We start from the raw sequence: 14,047 nt of genomic DNA on the forward strand, positions 1-14,047 counted from the left end.
TCAGTACCTGGCAATTAGCCACCAAGTATGGTCACTGACCTGCCATTTTTCATCTGGACAGAGTTCACTGCGCTGTACACCATCTCCAGAGCCAGCCGCAGGAATTGCCGCATGCGAAAGTACGTAAACCGGGTGTCGTATTTCTTCCCGTACCTTCCACGCGTCGTCTTGCTCAGGTACTGCCACTTTATGTACACCCACTCGTTCTGTATCACAAACGACACCAGTATGTGGAGCAAGCGCAGCACTGCACTTTTAGAAGAGGTACGACCCCTGCTCTTTTTCATGGTCCTGTACGACGATTCTATTCCAAAGCGCTGGCGGTACAGGTCGAACATCCTCTCAACTGGGATATTGACGCCGTTGCCAGTGGCGTAGTACATGTACTGGACGCCATGCTTCTTCTTCCTCCTCCTGTACCTTTTCTTCCAGTACTTTGACACGGCATACAGCCTGAACGTGCATTTCTCCCCGGTGGCAGAGTCTGTCATTTCGCAGTCCGGTACAACGAAACTGTCCCTTCTTTTCCGGGTCAGTCTTGATAACGTGCCGCCCTTCCTCCCCCCTCGGAAAGGCAGCCATGATGTACGGGATGTGTACCGAATTGAGGTAGCTGATGACGGCTGCTGCTGTAAAGAACCCCTTGTCAAGGAAGAGACACTTTATCCTGACACCTGCTCTCTTCTGTACCTCATGCAGCAGGTACCTTATCACATCGGCCATGGACTCGTCAGCCCTGACGACATGTTTCAGGGCCAGGGTAAACCTCCTGCCATACAACAGCATCACGTACGTGCTGGCATACATGAAAAAATGGGTCGTGCCGCTCTCCGCAGCACCGCGCCTGACGTCGCCTTCTTTTTCAGGCTGGCTAGCCATGGTAGGCACCTTGGTTATGTCGAAGGCCATGTCGGCTGCTTTTGAACCCCGCACCTCCATGACCCGTTCCTGCTGCTGCAGCACCCTGTTGACAGCCGCGTTGACCCGCGAAATGTCAATCTTGGCCAGGTGGTACTACACGTCCTCCCGGGACGGCATGCGTGCCAAGGAGCCGCACGTCTCTGTGATTGATGTCGCACCGGTACAGGCGTAGATGATAGAATCTACGACGTCCGTCTTTGAATACAGCCTCTTTTCTTTCTGAAGTCCAGTGGACTGAACAGCGGCAGGAGCGTGTTGAGGGTGTTGGCGTGTATTCTCTCTCGTGTGTCAAGAAACGTACACCGACAGGTTCATTGATACATGTACAGGGACACGCTGATGGGGTTATCACAAATCCAGCGTCTCTGGTGGCAGCTTTAGCTGTTGCCAGGGACGCCCTTCAACAATCGACTAAAAACTACTCACAAACCCGTTGTTGCCAAGTACTGATTATCGATATTATGGTGACGGCAAAACGAGATGAAAGTTAGATACAAGGATAAGCGATATTGCAACCAGCCAGATAAAAATTGGGATTGACCTCAATAATCCACTATCAGTTTGTTTTATTATAGTCAATAAAGCTATTGAGGCAGGAATCTGAAATGGGATGTTATAGAATACTCGGGTCTGGATCACCCAGTCTCCAAATAGAAATGGAAGGATTCCTATTGACAGGAATATTACCAAGGCAATATTTTCTCTTTCTTTCAATTTAGAAGTAAAGAGCCAATATATTCCCAATCCCAAGATTAGAAAGTTTGCAAATAGGCCTCCCACGTATACTGTTGTACCATACGTTAGATTATTCCAGCGCAGTGCAAACTGTTCAATTCCAGCCAATTTACTTCCAAGCTCCAGATCTCTTTCAATTCCACCAGATGAACCAGTCAAGGCCACTCTTCCAATGTCAATAGCAACAGTACACAAGAGTACAATTAGAATAGCCATAGCATTTTTCTTTATTATAGAGCTCTTGCTACCTTGGTTTTGATTATGAACAGTTTCAATATGGATATTCCATCTTGTTATACAAATTGCCAAGAAGACGCCCATCACTATTGCCAAGATGCTCCATGTATACACATGACTGAATAGAGTTAGTATCATGAGGATACCATACAAAGACAGATTCACTGCGCCGCTTTGTCTAAGGAAGCGTAGAAGGAAGAAAAATGCCAGATAACCGCAGATAAGGGATATCCAATTAGAATAAAATCCCGCATACACCCCTATCAGTACGTGGTACGATACACTTGTTAGGAAAGCGGCAAGTAATGATGTTTTATCATTCATCGTTAGCTCGCGTGTTAACAGATAGGTTGTCAAGACAAGTAATGGACCTAGCAAGAGTGGAAGATATTCTAGTCTTAGATCTGAATTGTTTTCATTACCCGCGGGGATTAGCTCCTGAAAGGCCAACATCAAAATCAAAGATAATGGTCTGTCTCCACCGTTTATCTCTACGAATGCTTTTCCAAAGTATTCTTGGACATCTTTTGCACCACTAAGTTCATTCAACCATAGGTTATACACAGGCGTATCAACGCCTATATGCTGATTATCATTGTTTATTGCAGGAAGATGCGGTATAATCACCATCATCATTGAGATGAATACAAAGATAGAAAGATAGATTACCTTCATTTTAGAGTTAATTGTATCGCTATTGTCATATCCTGGAGCGGCAGGTACATTTAATCGTCCAGTCACGCTTGATACAAAATTGATTAGCAGTTTTGCAGGGTAAGATGTCAGTAATAAAAGAATTAGAATAGGCGAAACACTTGAGAATAAAAGGAATATTTCATGCGCGTAATTTCTATGCAATGTTTCATCATTAGATAGTGAAGATATAGATAGAATTGCAGAGGTAAAACTGATCAGACCAATAATTATTCCAGTTATTGCGATATAATTTATTGCAAGCTTTAATTTTATATTATCGAGAATCTTTCTTGAGTATTGGTTATAAATTATTAGTAAGACAATTGCTGGAAGAGCGGCTAATGCAATACCATCAAGTACTGGATCATAGTTTGTGATTGCAGCGGCGACAAAGAGTGCAGCAAAAGTACCGATCATCATCCGGTGGATTTTTGATTTTAATGAAAATACTAGCCAGAGCACTGAAAAGGATCCGATTATCACATGATCCACAAATTCGCTGACAATATAGAACTCGAAATTGGTAAAGTGGGTTACTCGATCAATTAGAGTATAGATTCTTACTTGAAATTGAGTGCCAATACTGAAGATATAAAATAAACAAAGAACTGCTAAACTTGCAGATGCCACTATGGTTAACAAAGATGATTTACTGCCCAGTATCTCCAAAATGCGATTGGAAAAAGTGGTCTCTTGTTGCAAGCTAAGCTTCCCCTAGACAAAGGCTCCAGAGCGTTTAAAGCTTGTTATACTAGAGGGCTGTGAATAATCGGCTTTAGAAGGCTTTTTCAAAGGTGGTGTCCTATTCCTGAGCACCATTCCAGACCGCACATATCGACATTTGTAGAAATCAGTGAGATATTTACAGCCCTCATACTACTATATTTTGTAAATTTGTTGATACAAGTTTGTCTCAATGATATTCCTCAACTCCACTTCTAATGTCCGTCGGGCAACAAACCCCAAAGCAGTCGACGACCGCTTGATGTCTGCACAGCTATGAAGGATTTCCCCATGATTTGCCTTTTGATGCTCAGGTCTTAGATCCAATCCAAACATCCTCATCATTTCTTTAGCTAGTTCATTTATTGTGATAGCCTTGCCTGTACCAATATTAAACACTCCAAAAGTGCCAGATCCTATGGCTAGCATTATTGCGTCGACAACATCATTTATAGAGATGAAGTCCCTTGTCTGCATGCCATCACCATAGATTACTGGAGGCAAACCTTTTGACAACCTTTCTGTAAACTTTGTTATCACACCAGCATATCGAGGATTCTGGCCTTCGCCGTAGACGTTAAAGAATCTAAGTGAAATTGCATGTGGAATCTTGCCGGATTTTTGATAGGATTCAACAAGCTTTTCCCCAGCCACCTTGCTTTCACCATAAGGCGAAATGGGCCGCAATTCCTTGTCTTCAGGCACCGGCAATATCTTGGCTTCTCCATAAACTGCTGCGGAAGACGCAAAAACAAAGCTACCCACACCGGCATTCGTACATGCCTCAAGAACGCTTGCAGTACCATTAACGTTTACATCCGTGACTTCATTTGAGAAAACAAGCGATTCAGTAACGCTAGTAATAGCAGCCAAATGTATGCATGCGTCTATCCTTTCCCTCTTGACAATATCAGATATCGTTTCCATGTTCCGAACATCCTCTTTGTAAAAAACAGCATTCTGGTGTCTTGGAATGTTTTCAGTCTTGGCCGATGACAGGTTATCGATAATGACAACTCTATAATCCTGCTGCAGCAGCCTGCGTACTAGATGATGGCCTATGAATCCTGCCCCGCCCGTCACCAGTATAGACTGCATGCAAAGCCATATGACATCCGTCTATAGAAAAATGTTTGGGTAACTGTGGATTGTTGCACGATTAACCATTCTGTTTGTGGTATTTGACCAGGCTGCATAAAGCTAGCCTCTTGTCTCACTATTTGCAGCATGGTACACTGGCCTTCCTACAACGAATCCCTGGTCAGGCGTGGCGAGGTGATGCTGGATTTTGATGTTATCGACGGATGGCAGGAAGAGCTTATGAATGAAGGCAAGGTTGGAGAGCCGTCCACTATCCCGACTCATTTGTACAGCTGCTAGGGTACATGAGAGCATACTTCCACCTAGCTTATAGACAGGCTGAGGGTGTAGTCAAGGCCCATGCAAAAAAGAAGGTGCCGTCCATTCCTGACTACAGTACCATTAGCAGGCGTGTCAACAAGCTGGACATTGATGTTGACGAACATGTTGGCAATGATATAGTCATAGCATGGACAGCACAGGAATCAAGGTATCCAACCGTGGTGAATGGATGCACCATAAATGGCGAGTGAAAAGAGGCTACCTGAAGATACACGTTGCAGTTGACATTAGAAAGAAGAAGGTAGTCTCTCTTGAAGTGACAAGCGAAGAAGTACATGATGGAAAGGTTATGAAAAAGCTGGTTAAAGGGGCATCCGAAAATAATGGTATCAAACGTGTACTTGCAGATGGAGCATACGATTCAAAGAAGAATTTCAGGTATCTGGCCAGAAAGGGCATCGAAGCTGCCATTAAAGTAAGAAAGAATTCATCAGGCAAGGCTATGGGTTGCTACCCAAGGAAATTAGTGGTATTGCAGCAGCTGTCTGATTTTGATAAATGGAAGAGCAGCGTAAGCTATGGACAGAGGTGGATGGCCGAATCTGTGTTTTCTGCCATCAAGAGAATGTTTGGTGAATATGTGATGGCCAGAAATTATCAGAATATGGTCAAGGAGATGTTCCTCAAGGTGTCGCTGTACAATATGTTTGCTGGCATGAAACTGTAGCTATAAACATTGTGCAGACAGTGGATAGTCAATCATGCAACAGAGCAGGTAACTGTTTACCTTTTTGAAGTGGGATTTCCGAGGTAATCAAGTGCATAGTCATAGAAGAAGTCCTCCTCCCTTCGCAGCCTGCACGTCTCCCTTATACTCATCAGCACTGCATGCGCCCTGGCCCCTGTCATTGACCGGTTCCCCATAGGTGACCTTCCTTACAACAACGCTTGGGCGTATGGCCCTTTCAGCAGAGCATGTTGTTGTTCCAGTCGCATTCCTTTTCTTTTCTTTAAGGAATGTAAAGAAGAGCATGCCCTTCTCCCTCTTCAGCCGCTTTACAAGCCTGAGGCAGTTCCTTTCGCGGTAGTGTCCCTCTATCAGGACTTTGATCCTCTTTTCAAGCAAGCCTTGACTTTACCCTCAGCCAGTCTTTTGCCTTGCGTACTTTTTGTCCGACCTTATGGCGTCTCCCAGTATATCCTCCTGAGCCTTTTGCCGAACGGATGAAACTCCTTTCCGGGGTTCTTGTACCTGACGGTATCTTGTATTATCTCCCTCAGGTAGTGTACTAGGCACTTCTGGTGGCTGCCGCTTGCGTGGTTCCACGCAGGCCACGAGTCGCTTGTTACAGTACCTGCATATCCAGATAGGACTCTTGCCGGTACGCCCTTTCATCTTGACCGGTCTACCTCGTATACGACAGTCCATGCCTTCCCACAAACGCCCACAGCCAGTGGTTCTTGCCGTTTATAGGCCACTTGTTTCGTCGCCTCTGGGGATGTTCTTCTCTTTCTGCAGGTCGTCTCTACCAGCTGGTTGTACCTCGGATCAAACGCCTCTGCCACCTTCATTACGGCATGGTTTATTGCAGCATCTGTGATGTTCAGGTTGAACAGCAGCTGGAAATGGCCTGATATCTTTTCATAGGACAGTCCCAGCAGCTTCAGCGACACTATCAGGAGCATCAGTCTGAGCCCGAACACCTCGTTTGGGAGTACTCCCGGTACAGGTGGAGACACCTGCCTTTTGCAGGAGGAGCAGTACCTCCTTTTGACTGTGTACTCTAACCACGGGCCTTGCAGGTACGATATCTGTAACGACGCGGCTGTACGAGCCTGTAGGCTTTGCAGACAGGGTACTCTTGCCACATATATGCTGCAGGATGTCTGGTCGATGGTGACCCTGGCGTCTATGTGTTCAGGCCTTTTCCTGCTCTTACCGACGTGACCTTTCTTTCGCCCCGGCTTTTTGCTGCGCTTTCTTTTGACTGTCGGTTTGACATCGATACTCTTGGCAACCACAGCTGATAGCGTGGCTTTCAGTGACTGCAGTTCTTCCCTCAGGCGTTTGTTCTCGACTTCGAGCTCTGAGCAGCGATTGCGGTAATACTCCAGCTCCCCGAATAGCTGGGAATAATCACGCTGCTCCAGCTGCATCATACATTGAGGTGGTGGATAACCAAGCTGAAAAGATAGCGGTCAGAAATGTTTGTCCTGCATGTGTACGCACTTCAGAATGGTAAACTATTACGTTTTTTCTAGGATTGCTAACAAATACAAGATCAGTATGGCCCAGCAGTGGGCCATCCGAACCTATAATACTTATGAAAACCTTTCAGAATATTCCCAAACAAAATTGGAACATTATAAAACACAAGCGAATAAGGAATTCTCAAGCTTGATAGATGATATAAGTGGTAAATTAACAGAGGTTGATGACAAGGTAAAATGGGTAATTACTTTTGTAAATCCAATGGAAAGATTAGTCTTGCATCTCGAACAGAATATCTTGCCATTAATAACTTCTGGCAGTGAAAATCAGCTTGCAGATATTCGACCATATCTTCTAAAGCTAACAACCTACTTCTTGGCACCATCTGAAGAATTGCTTAAAGAGCTTTTGCCAAGCGGGACATCTTCAATAGAATCCATTTCAACGTCGACGGGATTACGTATGATTGATCAAAACATTCATGGGGGACAGAAATTAGCACTGCCACAAAAACATGTGATAATTATGGGTCTTTCAGTCTTGGTTGGCATAGGAGTATATTTCTTGGCAATTTTCATTGAGGTAGATAAGAGTTCAGCTTTTCTCGGCAGTGTCACCCTCGCTGGTGCATTAATCGGCGGTTATTTAGCATACACCAGCAAGTAGGATTTCTTAAAAGGTGAGGAGTTGCCTTGTTGTCGCGAATGCTTTCTAATCAGCTCTGAATGGAAGGCCAGATCCAAGGGCTATAGAATGTCCACGCAAAAAGAGATATGATGCCTTTACGCCATAAACTTGAGGTCAATGAACGAAGGATATTATCATGTCCAGATTACTAAAAAGAGCGGACAAAGGGCCTATGAGATAGATTTGGCCGAATCTCAATTATTGGAAAGAATTGTTAACCCCATAAAAAACAAAAGTGATTTCATGTGTGGCCACTCGTTACTGAATCGATCCGAAATAGAGAATGTTAGAATCACTCGAACCTTGGAACATTCCTCAAAACTAAAATGGGCCAAATTTAATACTGGTATGGATAGATGGATCGGCAATGTTGATGCCAGACCATTCGAATATTATGTTGTTCGGAGTGGAGAAGATGTTACCACAAACTACCTCGATTCTTCTGCATTACAGGAGCGGACAGATGAGAGTGTATCTAAAAGCGAATCAAAAAGATATTCAGAGCTCTTTCATGATACTCAATTTTCTATAGATGAGAAACTTTGTTTCGTTCTAATGCCATTCAATGAAGAATACAAGTTTGTTTATAATGATATTATCAAACCAGTTGTAAACGCTCTTGGATTAGAGGCCAAGAGAGCAGATGATATATTCGAACCTGCTCCCATCATTCAAGGAATTTGGGAGCATATTAACAAAGCCAATGTCATTATTGCTGATCTTAGTGGTCGAAATCCGAATGTATTCTATGAAGTAGGATTGTCGCACGCTCTTAATCCGTAATTTTGCTTGCAAGAAGTATGCAGGATGTTCCGTTTGACCTACAACACATCAGATGCATAATATATGAAGACAGTTCGGATGGCAGAAAGAAGCTGGAGCGAGACTTGTCAAATATGATTAGACAGATACTGCACGATAAGGTAGTCTAGACTGGTATTAAGGACTCTTACGTTTAGTCTTGTGGAATAACTTCCGTTTCTTAATTCCCATGTAAATGAAGAATGTGGTAATAACTACTGCAATTGCATCTAACGTCACAACGACTTCGTTAACTGCTTTTTCTTGTTATCGACGATGTTTCTTTAACTTGCCAGTAAAGAAGCCCTTCAAGACGTACTGAAGGTTGTTCTCATATACCATTTCATTACCAGCATACTGAACCATTTTTGCCCGCTTTGATATCTGACTTTTCTTGAGCTTGAATTTCTTGATGCATGATTCTATGTCTTGTATATCCCTTTCATTCAGTCTTCCAATCTTTGTAGCAACTATATCTACAGGGTGCAGTGCCCTCAAATCAGTCTTCTTTAACTTTGTCTTGATCGGAATGCTGTTTTTCAGATAATCATCAGGCAGCTGTTGACTAAAGACCATTCCATTAGTCCAAGTCTGAACCTCAAAGCCATGTGGAATGCTTTTCTGTACCCTGTTGAATTCTGCTATATCTTCGTGAGGCCCGGTAAAGTCGATATCAATGGTTGAAGGCTTCAGGTCTAATAGAGTCATGGCAGTGCCTCCCGCCGCAACAAGTGTTATTTTCTTTGTCAGTTCATCATCAACAGCTTCCAGTAACCCTAGCAGGCCAGACTTGTCAAGTGGCATTGTATAGCCCCATTTTTTCCAGAATGCTCTTCTTGTCTGCCGGAATTTCCTTTATCTTCATGGCTTCCATTGCCTTTATCACTGCTTCAGAATCATTCCGAGGCACTGCTTCTTGCAGTATCTTTAACAATCCTAACATTCTTTCTGAGAGTCTGTACTTCTGTGAGAGGAAGAGTAGAATGTCAAAGTTGACAGAATTTTTTGCCAGTATTACGGGAACAGCTTCTATCCTTCTGGCATCTCCCTGTGCTATCAACGCTGTTGCAATGTATTCTATGCAGATATTTCTTCCATGAGCAGGCATTTGAGTGCCCATTTCCTTGTATCCGAATCTTGCGAGATTGTAAACCAGATCCTGTTCAGGAATCTTTGCTGGAGAGATTTCTTTCTCCTCCGCTTTTACTGGTATGTTTCTTTCCGCAGCCACTTTTATCGCCATCCAAAAGTTTTGTGGATTAAAGAATGTGATCTTGTCAGAAATCATCTCCTTTAGGGGATTGATCTCATCTGAGGATAGCATGTCAAGGAACTTTGCATCAGTCAGTATCAGAAAGTCGATCTTCATGTTATGGATGGCCTGAAGTTGTAGTACCATATTACGCAATGTCTCTGCTTCTTTTTCATCGGGATAGAAGCTCATGCCATGTGCGCGGATAAGAAAGAGAAGCTCGGCTCTGTTCAGCTTGGCATTTTTGTATGGCTTTATTATTGAAATTGACCTTACAAATAGCAGGTCTCTACAGTAGGTTTCTAATTCAAGAAAGAGCATCTGCAGCTCTCTATGTTCCCTTAACAATGTTTGCTTATTTCTGAATTCCATTTCTGTGAGCAGGTCTGTTATCATGTACTCTTTGAAATTCAAACCAACGATCAGCGAATTGCCCATTCTTGTCAGGCGTACTATGCCTTCTTCTGCAAGCTGTTGCAATTTCTTGTATATGTTAACATAATAAGCAGAGCCATAGAGCTCACCAATCTTTTCAGTAAGGGCTTTGATGGACAGCTCTATCCCTAATCCTCTTGCAAGCGTATCAAGTATTCTGAATGTTGTCTCGTCCAAACAACTCACCTATATAGTTTTATTACTATAATACTATAGCATGATAACTATAAATACTTGTGCCTGTATAATCTCAACAGCGTCCAGGTGAAGAATACAAATTGGATAATATAATACGAACTGCAATAGCCAGCAAGAAGCTTATAGAGTTTTCATACGAACAGAAACATAGGATTGCAGAGCCGCATGTCTACGGCATACTGAATGGAAAACGCCAGCTCCTTGTTTATCAGATAGGCGGCCAGAGCTCTTCTGGAAATCTGCCAAACTGGCGCCGCATGGATGTGAGCAAAATTTCCAATATGCAAATGCTCGATGACCATTTCCCCGGGCGCAGACCATATCCCTCAGGCGAGCATAGCAGCTTTGATACAGTCTTGGCAGTAGTTTCGTAGTAAATGCTCTATGTTGAATAGCCTGTTGCAGCTATTGAAATATTGAGACTCAATGTATCAAATCTGACATGTACGGACTTTGCCATCTGTGCCTTGATGTGCTCAGGAATGCCGCCATAACACTTGTTTAGTATCTCTGTGTTCTCCCATCCGCCTAAGCTTGCCACATAGGCAAGTGACCAGTTTGTAGCTGCCAACAGAGAAACCCCACACCGTTTACGGGTGGGATGAATCTGTTTCCTAGGCTCTGTTAACTTAGGGTAATTCGTAAAGCTAGGACTGTCCTATACCAAGTAGCATAATTAAGCTGACACTCCTTCAGTCAGATATTTCCTCATATCAAGATGAAAGCGCTTTGTCCGAAAGTAATGTTGTATCCTCCTCTTCAAATCACCAAATGATGGATAGTACGTCATGACAAGCAGGGCGTCCTTTGACAACTGCCAGCATGTTTCCAGTACCATGAACTCCGGTGACGCAGTTGGCATCCAGACCGGTATCAGGGTGTCCTTGTGATCATGGAAATATCTCTTCACCTTCTCTGATTTGTGATGCTGACGCGCCTTGTCCAAGAACAGGTAGCATCTTGGAAACTTCCTGTGTATCTGCTTGAGGTAGTCCAGAAAAGTGTCTTCGTCAAACCAGTCATACTGCCTGAACAGCTGTCTTCTTCCGTCCAGGCTGATGGCTCCAAACAGGCATGAGCGCTGGTGTGAGCCTGTCACCCTGACAACGGGCCTTGTGTTTTTGTAAATCCATACCCTCTTTATGCGCACGTCAAAAGTGAAGAACGACTCGTCTTCAGATACTGCCGTGAACCCGTCCGGCAGGTGGTCTAGGATTTCCCTCGCCCTTTTTTGAAGGACTCTTTCTCTTCGTCTGACGCAGTGTTGATGTGTACCTTCCTTGGTACCTTCTGCTTGAATCCCCACCTGTGAAGTACCTTGTAGATGTGCTTGTGATGGTACTTGACGCCGCTCTCCTTTACTATCAACTCGTACGCCTGCCTTGTGGTCCAGCCCTGCTTGCTCTCCTTCAGCTTCTTCTGTATCCTGAGTGCCACCTCTGGAGGGATGTCAGGTGGCCTGCCGCTTTTTGGCCGGGTTTTCAGACCATCTACTCCTTCCTGTCTGTACCTTGCCATCCATTCAGACGCCCAAGTCCTGCTTCTGTGGAGGAGCTCCTCTGCGACCCGTGATGGAACCATGCCATCTTCTTCTACCTTCAGTACCAGCAGTAGCCTTTCCTTTACCTCCGGGTCGGATTCCGCCTTGTAAAGGCGTTCCAGTTCTGACATGTCGGAAGCCATGTCTCAGGTGGCAGGAAGAAGCTGATAGCTGTTCCTGTCAATAAAAGACGGCAATCACCTCAAACGTATGTCACCATACATGTGCTACGGGGTATAGGTTCTCACCCATGTCGATTCCTTATCCATCTCAGCTGGATGAGCATACTCCCATTCGCGCCTGATGCGCACTGTGGCTTTACGCGAGCCTTGGCCTAACCTGTCAATGGCATCATCTTCCTTTGTCAGGAAATGCAAGAACCTACCAGGCCCTGTTCGTTGCTCGACCATCTTCTAGCTGGATGAAGGCTTGCTTTTTGTTGCCTTCGTACAATATAATATTTAGTAGCTTTTGCTATTTTACCATTTTTTTCATTACGCCGTCTGCGCTAGAGTGTGATGGTAGTGGCTTTTCTTGGCCTTATCCTTGGCGAACATATCACCTGTCAATCGTACTGCAAATTATCTGTTGTTCGTATGTGATTGCCAAGAGTCATCAACTGTGGACACCCCAACTGAAACTTATCAGCTCCTTCGTCAAATAGCTCGAAATATCAAATTATCCTTTAGAATAAACTCTGCATTGTACAAAATACCTTGAGAAGCTTGGATTGGATTTTATGGTTTGTACTTGACGTGTTTGACGACCGATTTGACCTGGCTGACGCATTTGACAGGACATTGCCGAGCGCAAGCCCCCATCCTTCAGGAGGGGGGTTAGCGAGGCCGTCAAAGCCTTAAGTACTTCCACCAGCTATACAAAAACTCGTTGAGGGCAGATACCGTCTACTCAAGCCTACGAAAGAGCAGGTACGAGAGCTGGAACGTATTGCCCTCCATACTTCCCTACTCTGGAAACGAGGCCAATTACCAACGTAGGCAAGCATTTCTCAAGAAGCAGAAGAAACTACCGAACTACTCGCAGCAATGTAGACACTTCAAGCACTCCGACAACTTCAAAGCAATTGGCACAGGCAAGGGTCAGGCTGTACTGAAGAAGCTTGATGAAGCATGGAGCTCTTTCTGGACGCTAAAACGTCTGCAATCAGAAGAAGGTAGACTGCCGCCTAACATCAGGAGAGTGAGAATGCCTAGCTACCTCAAAGACAGAGATTCAAAACAAACAGTTGTTAGGGGGTTTTATGTCCGAAACGACTGCTACAGGCTGGACAGGAAACGCTCGACGATAACAATAATAGGCAAGAACCTGAGGCTACGATACGCAGCGGACAGGGTCAGGGAAGGAAAGAAAGGAAGACTGGACGTTATGTACGACAGGTTGAAAGACGCTTGGTATGCATTCATACCCGTCGATACTGCGCCTGCAAAACAGGCTGTTGTATCTGGTCAACCCGAAAAGGTGGGTTCTATCGATCTGGGAATATGCAACCTAGTAGCCTTCTACGCCGAAAACGAACAACCGGTCATATACTCCGGACGTGCAGTTCTGAGCGACTATGTGTACAGGACGAAAAAGATAGCAGAGCTGCAGTCAAGGCTTCCACAGAAGCAACAACATACATCGAGAAAAATAGGTCTGTCCTACCGCAAAAGGACGCGGCGCTTCAAACATGCTACAAGAGCTATGCTCAAAGACCTATTCGAGAGGATGAAGCAAATAGGAATCACAAAGGTGGCGGTAGGAGACCTTAACGGAATAAGGGATGGCAACAACCTTGGAGCACACACCAACCAAAAGCTGCACAACTTTTGGTCGCATTTGCAGACAATAGAATGGATACGACATATGTGCGAGGACTACAGCATGGAGTTTGTACAAGTGTCGGAGAAAGGGACGTCCAAGACCTGTTGTGTGTGTGCGGTCAAGGACATAATGGCAGGGTACATAGAGGCTTGCACGTCTGCAAAGAAAACAGGGTGATGATGAATGCAGACGTATGCGGCGCTGCAAACATCTGGAACGTAGCTGTTGTAAAGGGAGAATTGCTGCTGCCCTCAACAACAAGACTCCCTAGCAGTAGCAGGGTTATGGCAAACCCTCTTGTACTGAGGTGGGATTATGCCCACTGGAGGAAGTAACAAGGAACCCCACACCCTTCAGGGCGGAGAGGATGTCAGAGAAAAGCCGGATAACAGTAAAAATTGAGCTCATTGTTTTTACCAATAAT

General features: G+C 44.6%; 19 protein-coding genes and 1 pseudogene. 7 read left to right on the plus strand and 13 right to left on the minus strand.

The features are described 5' to 3' along the window. Positions 1–14 precede the first annotated feature (14 nt). Positions 15–383 (minus strand): transposase, encoded by a 369-nt coding sequence (locus NGAR_RS04270; RefSeq protein ID WP_187147656.1) that lies wholly within the window; start codon positions 381–383, stop codon positions 15–17. Beyond that, the gene (locus NGAR_RS04275; protein ID WP_148680969.1) at positions 343–939 is read right to left on the minus strand and encodes a hypothetical protein; all 597 of its coding nucleotides are present in this window, start codon (positions 937–939) and stop codon (positions 343–345) included. Before NGAR_RS04275 ends, NGAR_RS04270 begins: the two co-directional genes overlap by 41 nt. Before the next feature lie 28 nt (positions 940–967). On the opposite strand from NGAR_RS04275, the gene NGAR_RS18710 reads away from it, so the two are divergent. Then, positions 968–1,093: a hypothetical protein gene (locus NGAR_RS18710; protein ID WP_266190388.1), complete on the plus strand. Its 126-nt coding sequence runs from the start codon at positions 968–970 to the stop codon at positions 1,091–1,093. A 287-nt stretch (positions 1,094–1,380) separates the two neighbouring features. Here NGAR_RS18710 and NGAR_RS04280 read toward each other — a convergent pair whose 3' ends face one another. Together NGAR_RS04280 and NGAR_RS04285 are read right to left on the minus strand one after the other, a co-directional pair. Further along, positions 1,381–3,072, minus strand: coding sequence for a hypothetical protein (locus tag NGAR_RS04280; protein ID WP_148680970.1), 1,692 nt, complete (start codon positions 3,070–3,072; stop codon positions 1,381–1,383). 396 nt (positions 3,073–3,468) lie between these two features. After that, the gene (locus tag NGAR_RS04285; RefSeq protein ID WP_015018426.1) at positions 3,469–4,410 is read right to left on the minus strand and encodes an SDR family NAD(P)-dependent oxidoreductase; all 942 of its coding nucleotides are present in this window, start codon (positions 4,408–4,410) and stop codon (positions 3,469–3,471) included. A 129-nt stretch (positions 4,411–4,539) separates the two neighbouring features. Between NGAR_RS04285 and NGAR_RS04290 the strand changes: the two are divergent. Next, positions 4,540–5,401 (plus strand): annotated as a pseudogene (locus NGAR_RS04290) (IS5 family transposase). A 99-nt stretch (positions 5,402–5,500) separates the two neighbouring features. On the opposite strand, the gene NGAR_RS04295 reads toward NGAR_RS04290, so the two are convergent. From NGAR_RS04295 to NGAR_RS04305, 3 genes are read right to left on the minus strand one after another with little or no spacing between them, the layout of a single operon-like run. Next, positions 5,501–5,800: a hypothetical protein gene (locus tag NGAR_RS04295; RefSeq protein WP_148680971.1), complete on the minus strand. Its 300-nt coding sequence runs from the start codon at positions 5,798–5,800 to the stop codon at positions 5,501–5,503. Between the two features lie 15 nt (positions 5,801–5,815). Next, the gene (locus NGAR_RS04300) at positions 5,816–6,070 is read right to left on the minus strand and encodes a hypothetical protein (RefSeq protein WP_228369290.1); all 255 of its coding nucleotides are present in this window, start codon (positions 6,068–6,070) and stop codon (positions 5,816–5,818) included. Then, positions 6,067–6,834 carry a hypothetical protein gene (locus NGAR_RS04305; protein WP_015018431.1) on the minus strand — a complete coding sequence of 256 codons (768 nt, stop codon included), beginning with the start codon at positions 6,832–6,834 and terminating at the stop codon, positions 6,067–6,069. Before NGAR_RS04305 ends, NGAR_RS04300 begins: the two co-directional genes overlap by 4 nt. Positions 6,835–6,961: 127 nt before the next feature. On the opposite strand from NGAR_RS04305, the gene NGAR_RS04310 reads away from it, so the two are divergent. Beyond that, entirely contained in the window at positions 6,962–7,552 is a 591-nt protein-coding gene (locus NGAR_RS04310; RefSeq protein ID WP_187147657.1) for a hypothetical protein, read from the plus strand. A gap of 138 nt (positions 7,553–7,690) precedes the next feature. Then, the gene (locus NGAR_RS04315; protein ID WP_015018433.1) at positions 7,691–8,356 is read left to right on the plus strand and encodes a hypothetical protein; all 666 of its coding nucleotides are present in this window, start codon (positions 7,691–7,693) and stop codon (positions 8,354–8,356) included. Positions 8,357–8,641: 285 nt separating this feature from the next. On the opposite strand, the gene NGAR_RS04320 is transcribed toward NGAR_RS04315, so the two are convergent. Together NGAR_RS04320 and NGAR_RS04325 are read right to left on the minus strand one after the other, a co-directional pair. Continuing rightward, complete coding sequence (locus tag NGAR_RS04320; protein WP_015018435.1) at positions 8,642–9,178, minus strand: DUF6036 family nucleotidyltransferase; 537 nt, start codon at positions 9,176–9,178, stop codon at positions 8,642–8,644. Next, positions 9,168–10,064, minus strand: a complete 897-nt coding sequence (locus NGAR_RS04325; protein WP_148680972.1) for a hypothetical protein — start codon at positions 10,062–10,064, stop codon at positions 9,168–9,170. Before NGAR_RS04325 ends, NGAR_RS04320 begins: the two co-directional genes overlap by 11 nt. A gap of 275 nt (positions 10,065–10,339) precedes the next feature. Between NGAR_RS04325 and NGAR_RS04330 the strand changes: the two genes are divergently transcribed. Then, positions 10,340–10,633, plus strand: a complete 294-nt coding sequence (locus NGAR_RS04330) for a hypothetical protein (RefSeq protein WP_015018437.1) — start codon at positions 10,340–10,342, stop codon at positions 10,631–10,633. A gap of 8 nt (positions 10,634–10,641) precedes the next feature. Here NGAR_RS04330 and NGAR_RS18325 read toward each other — a convergent pair whose 3' ends face one another. From NGAR_RS18325 to NGAR_RS04350, 4 genes are all read right to left on the minus strand, one after another. Next, a complete protein-coding gene (locus NGAR_RS18325; protein ID WP_015018438.1) occupies positions 10,642–10,830 on the minus strand; it encodes a hypothetical protein in 189 nt (62 codons plus the stop codon). A 105-nt stretch (positions 10,831–10,935) separates the two neighbouring features. Then, positions 10,936–11,565 (minus strand): transposase, encoded by a 630-nt coding sequence (locus NGAR_RS04340; RefSeq protein ID WP_148680965.1) that lies wholly within the window; start codon positions 11,563–11,565, stop codon positions 10,936–10,938. After that, complete coding sequence (locus NGAR_RS04345; RefSeq protein WP_187147654.1) at positions 11,469–11,930, minus strand: helix-turn-helix domain-containing protein; 462 nt, start codon at positions 11,928–11,930, stop codon at positions 11,469–11,471. The genes NGAR_RS04340 and NGAR_RS04345 overlap by 97 nt, the downstream gene beginning before the upstream one ends. Positions 11,931–12,026: 96 nt before the next feature. After that, positions 12,027–12,209 carry a hypothetical protein gene (locus tag NGAR_RS04350; RefSeq protein WP_148680973.1) on the minus strand — a complete coding sequence of 61 codons (183 nt, stop codon included), beginning with the start codon at positions 12,207–12,209 and terminating at the stop codon, positions 12,027–12,029. Positions 12,210–12,687: 478 nt separating this feature from the next. On the opposite strand from NGAR_RS04350, the gene NGAR_RS04355 reads away from it, so the two are divergent. Next, positions 12,688–13,800: an RNA-guided endonuclease TnpB family protein gene (locus NGAR_RS04355; protein WP_015018440.1), complete on the plus strand. Its 1,113-nt coding sequence runs from the start codon at positions 12,688–12,690 to the stop codon at positions 13,798–13,800. Then, positions 13,773–13,958, plus strand: coding sequence for a hypothetical protein (locus NGAR_RS04360; RefSeq protein WP_148680974.1), 186 nt, complete (start codon positions 13,773–13,775; stop codon positions 13,956–13,958). The genes NGAR_RS04355 and NGAR_RS04360 overlap by 28 nt, the downstream gene beginning before the upstream one ends. Positions 13,959–14,047: the final 89 nt, after the last annotated feature.

It is taken from the genome of Candidatus Nitrososphaera gargensis Ga9.2, assembly GCF_000303155.1.
Lineage (GTDB): Archaea > Thermoproteota > Nitrososphaeria > Nitrososphaerales > Nitrososphaeraceae > Nitrososphaera > Nitrososphaera gargensis.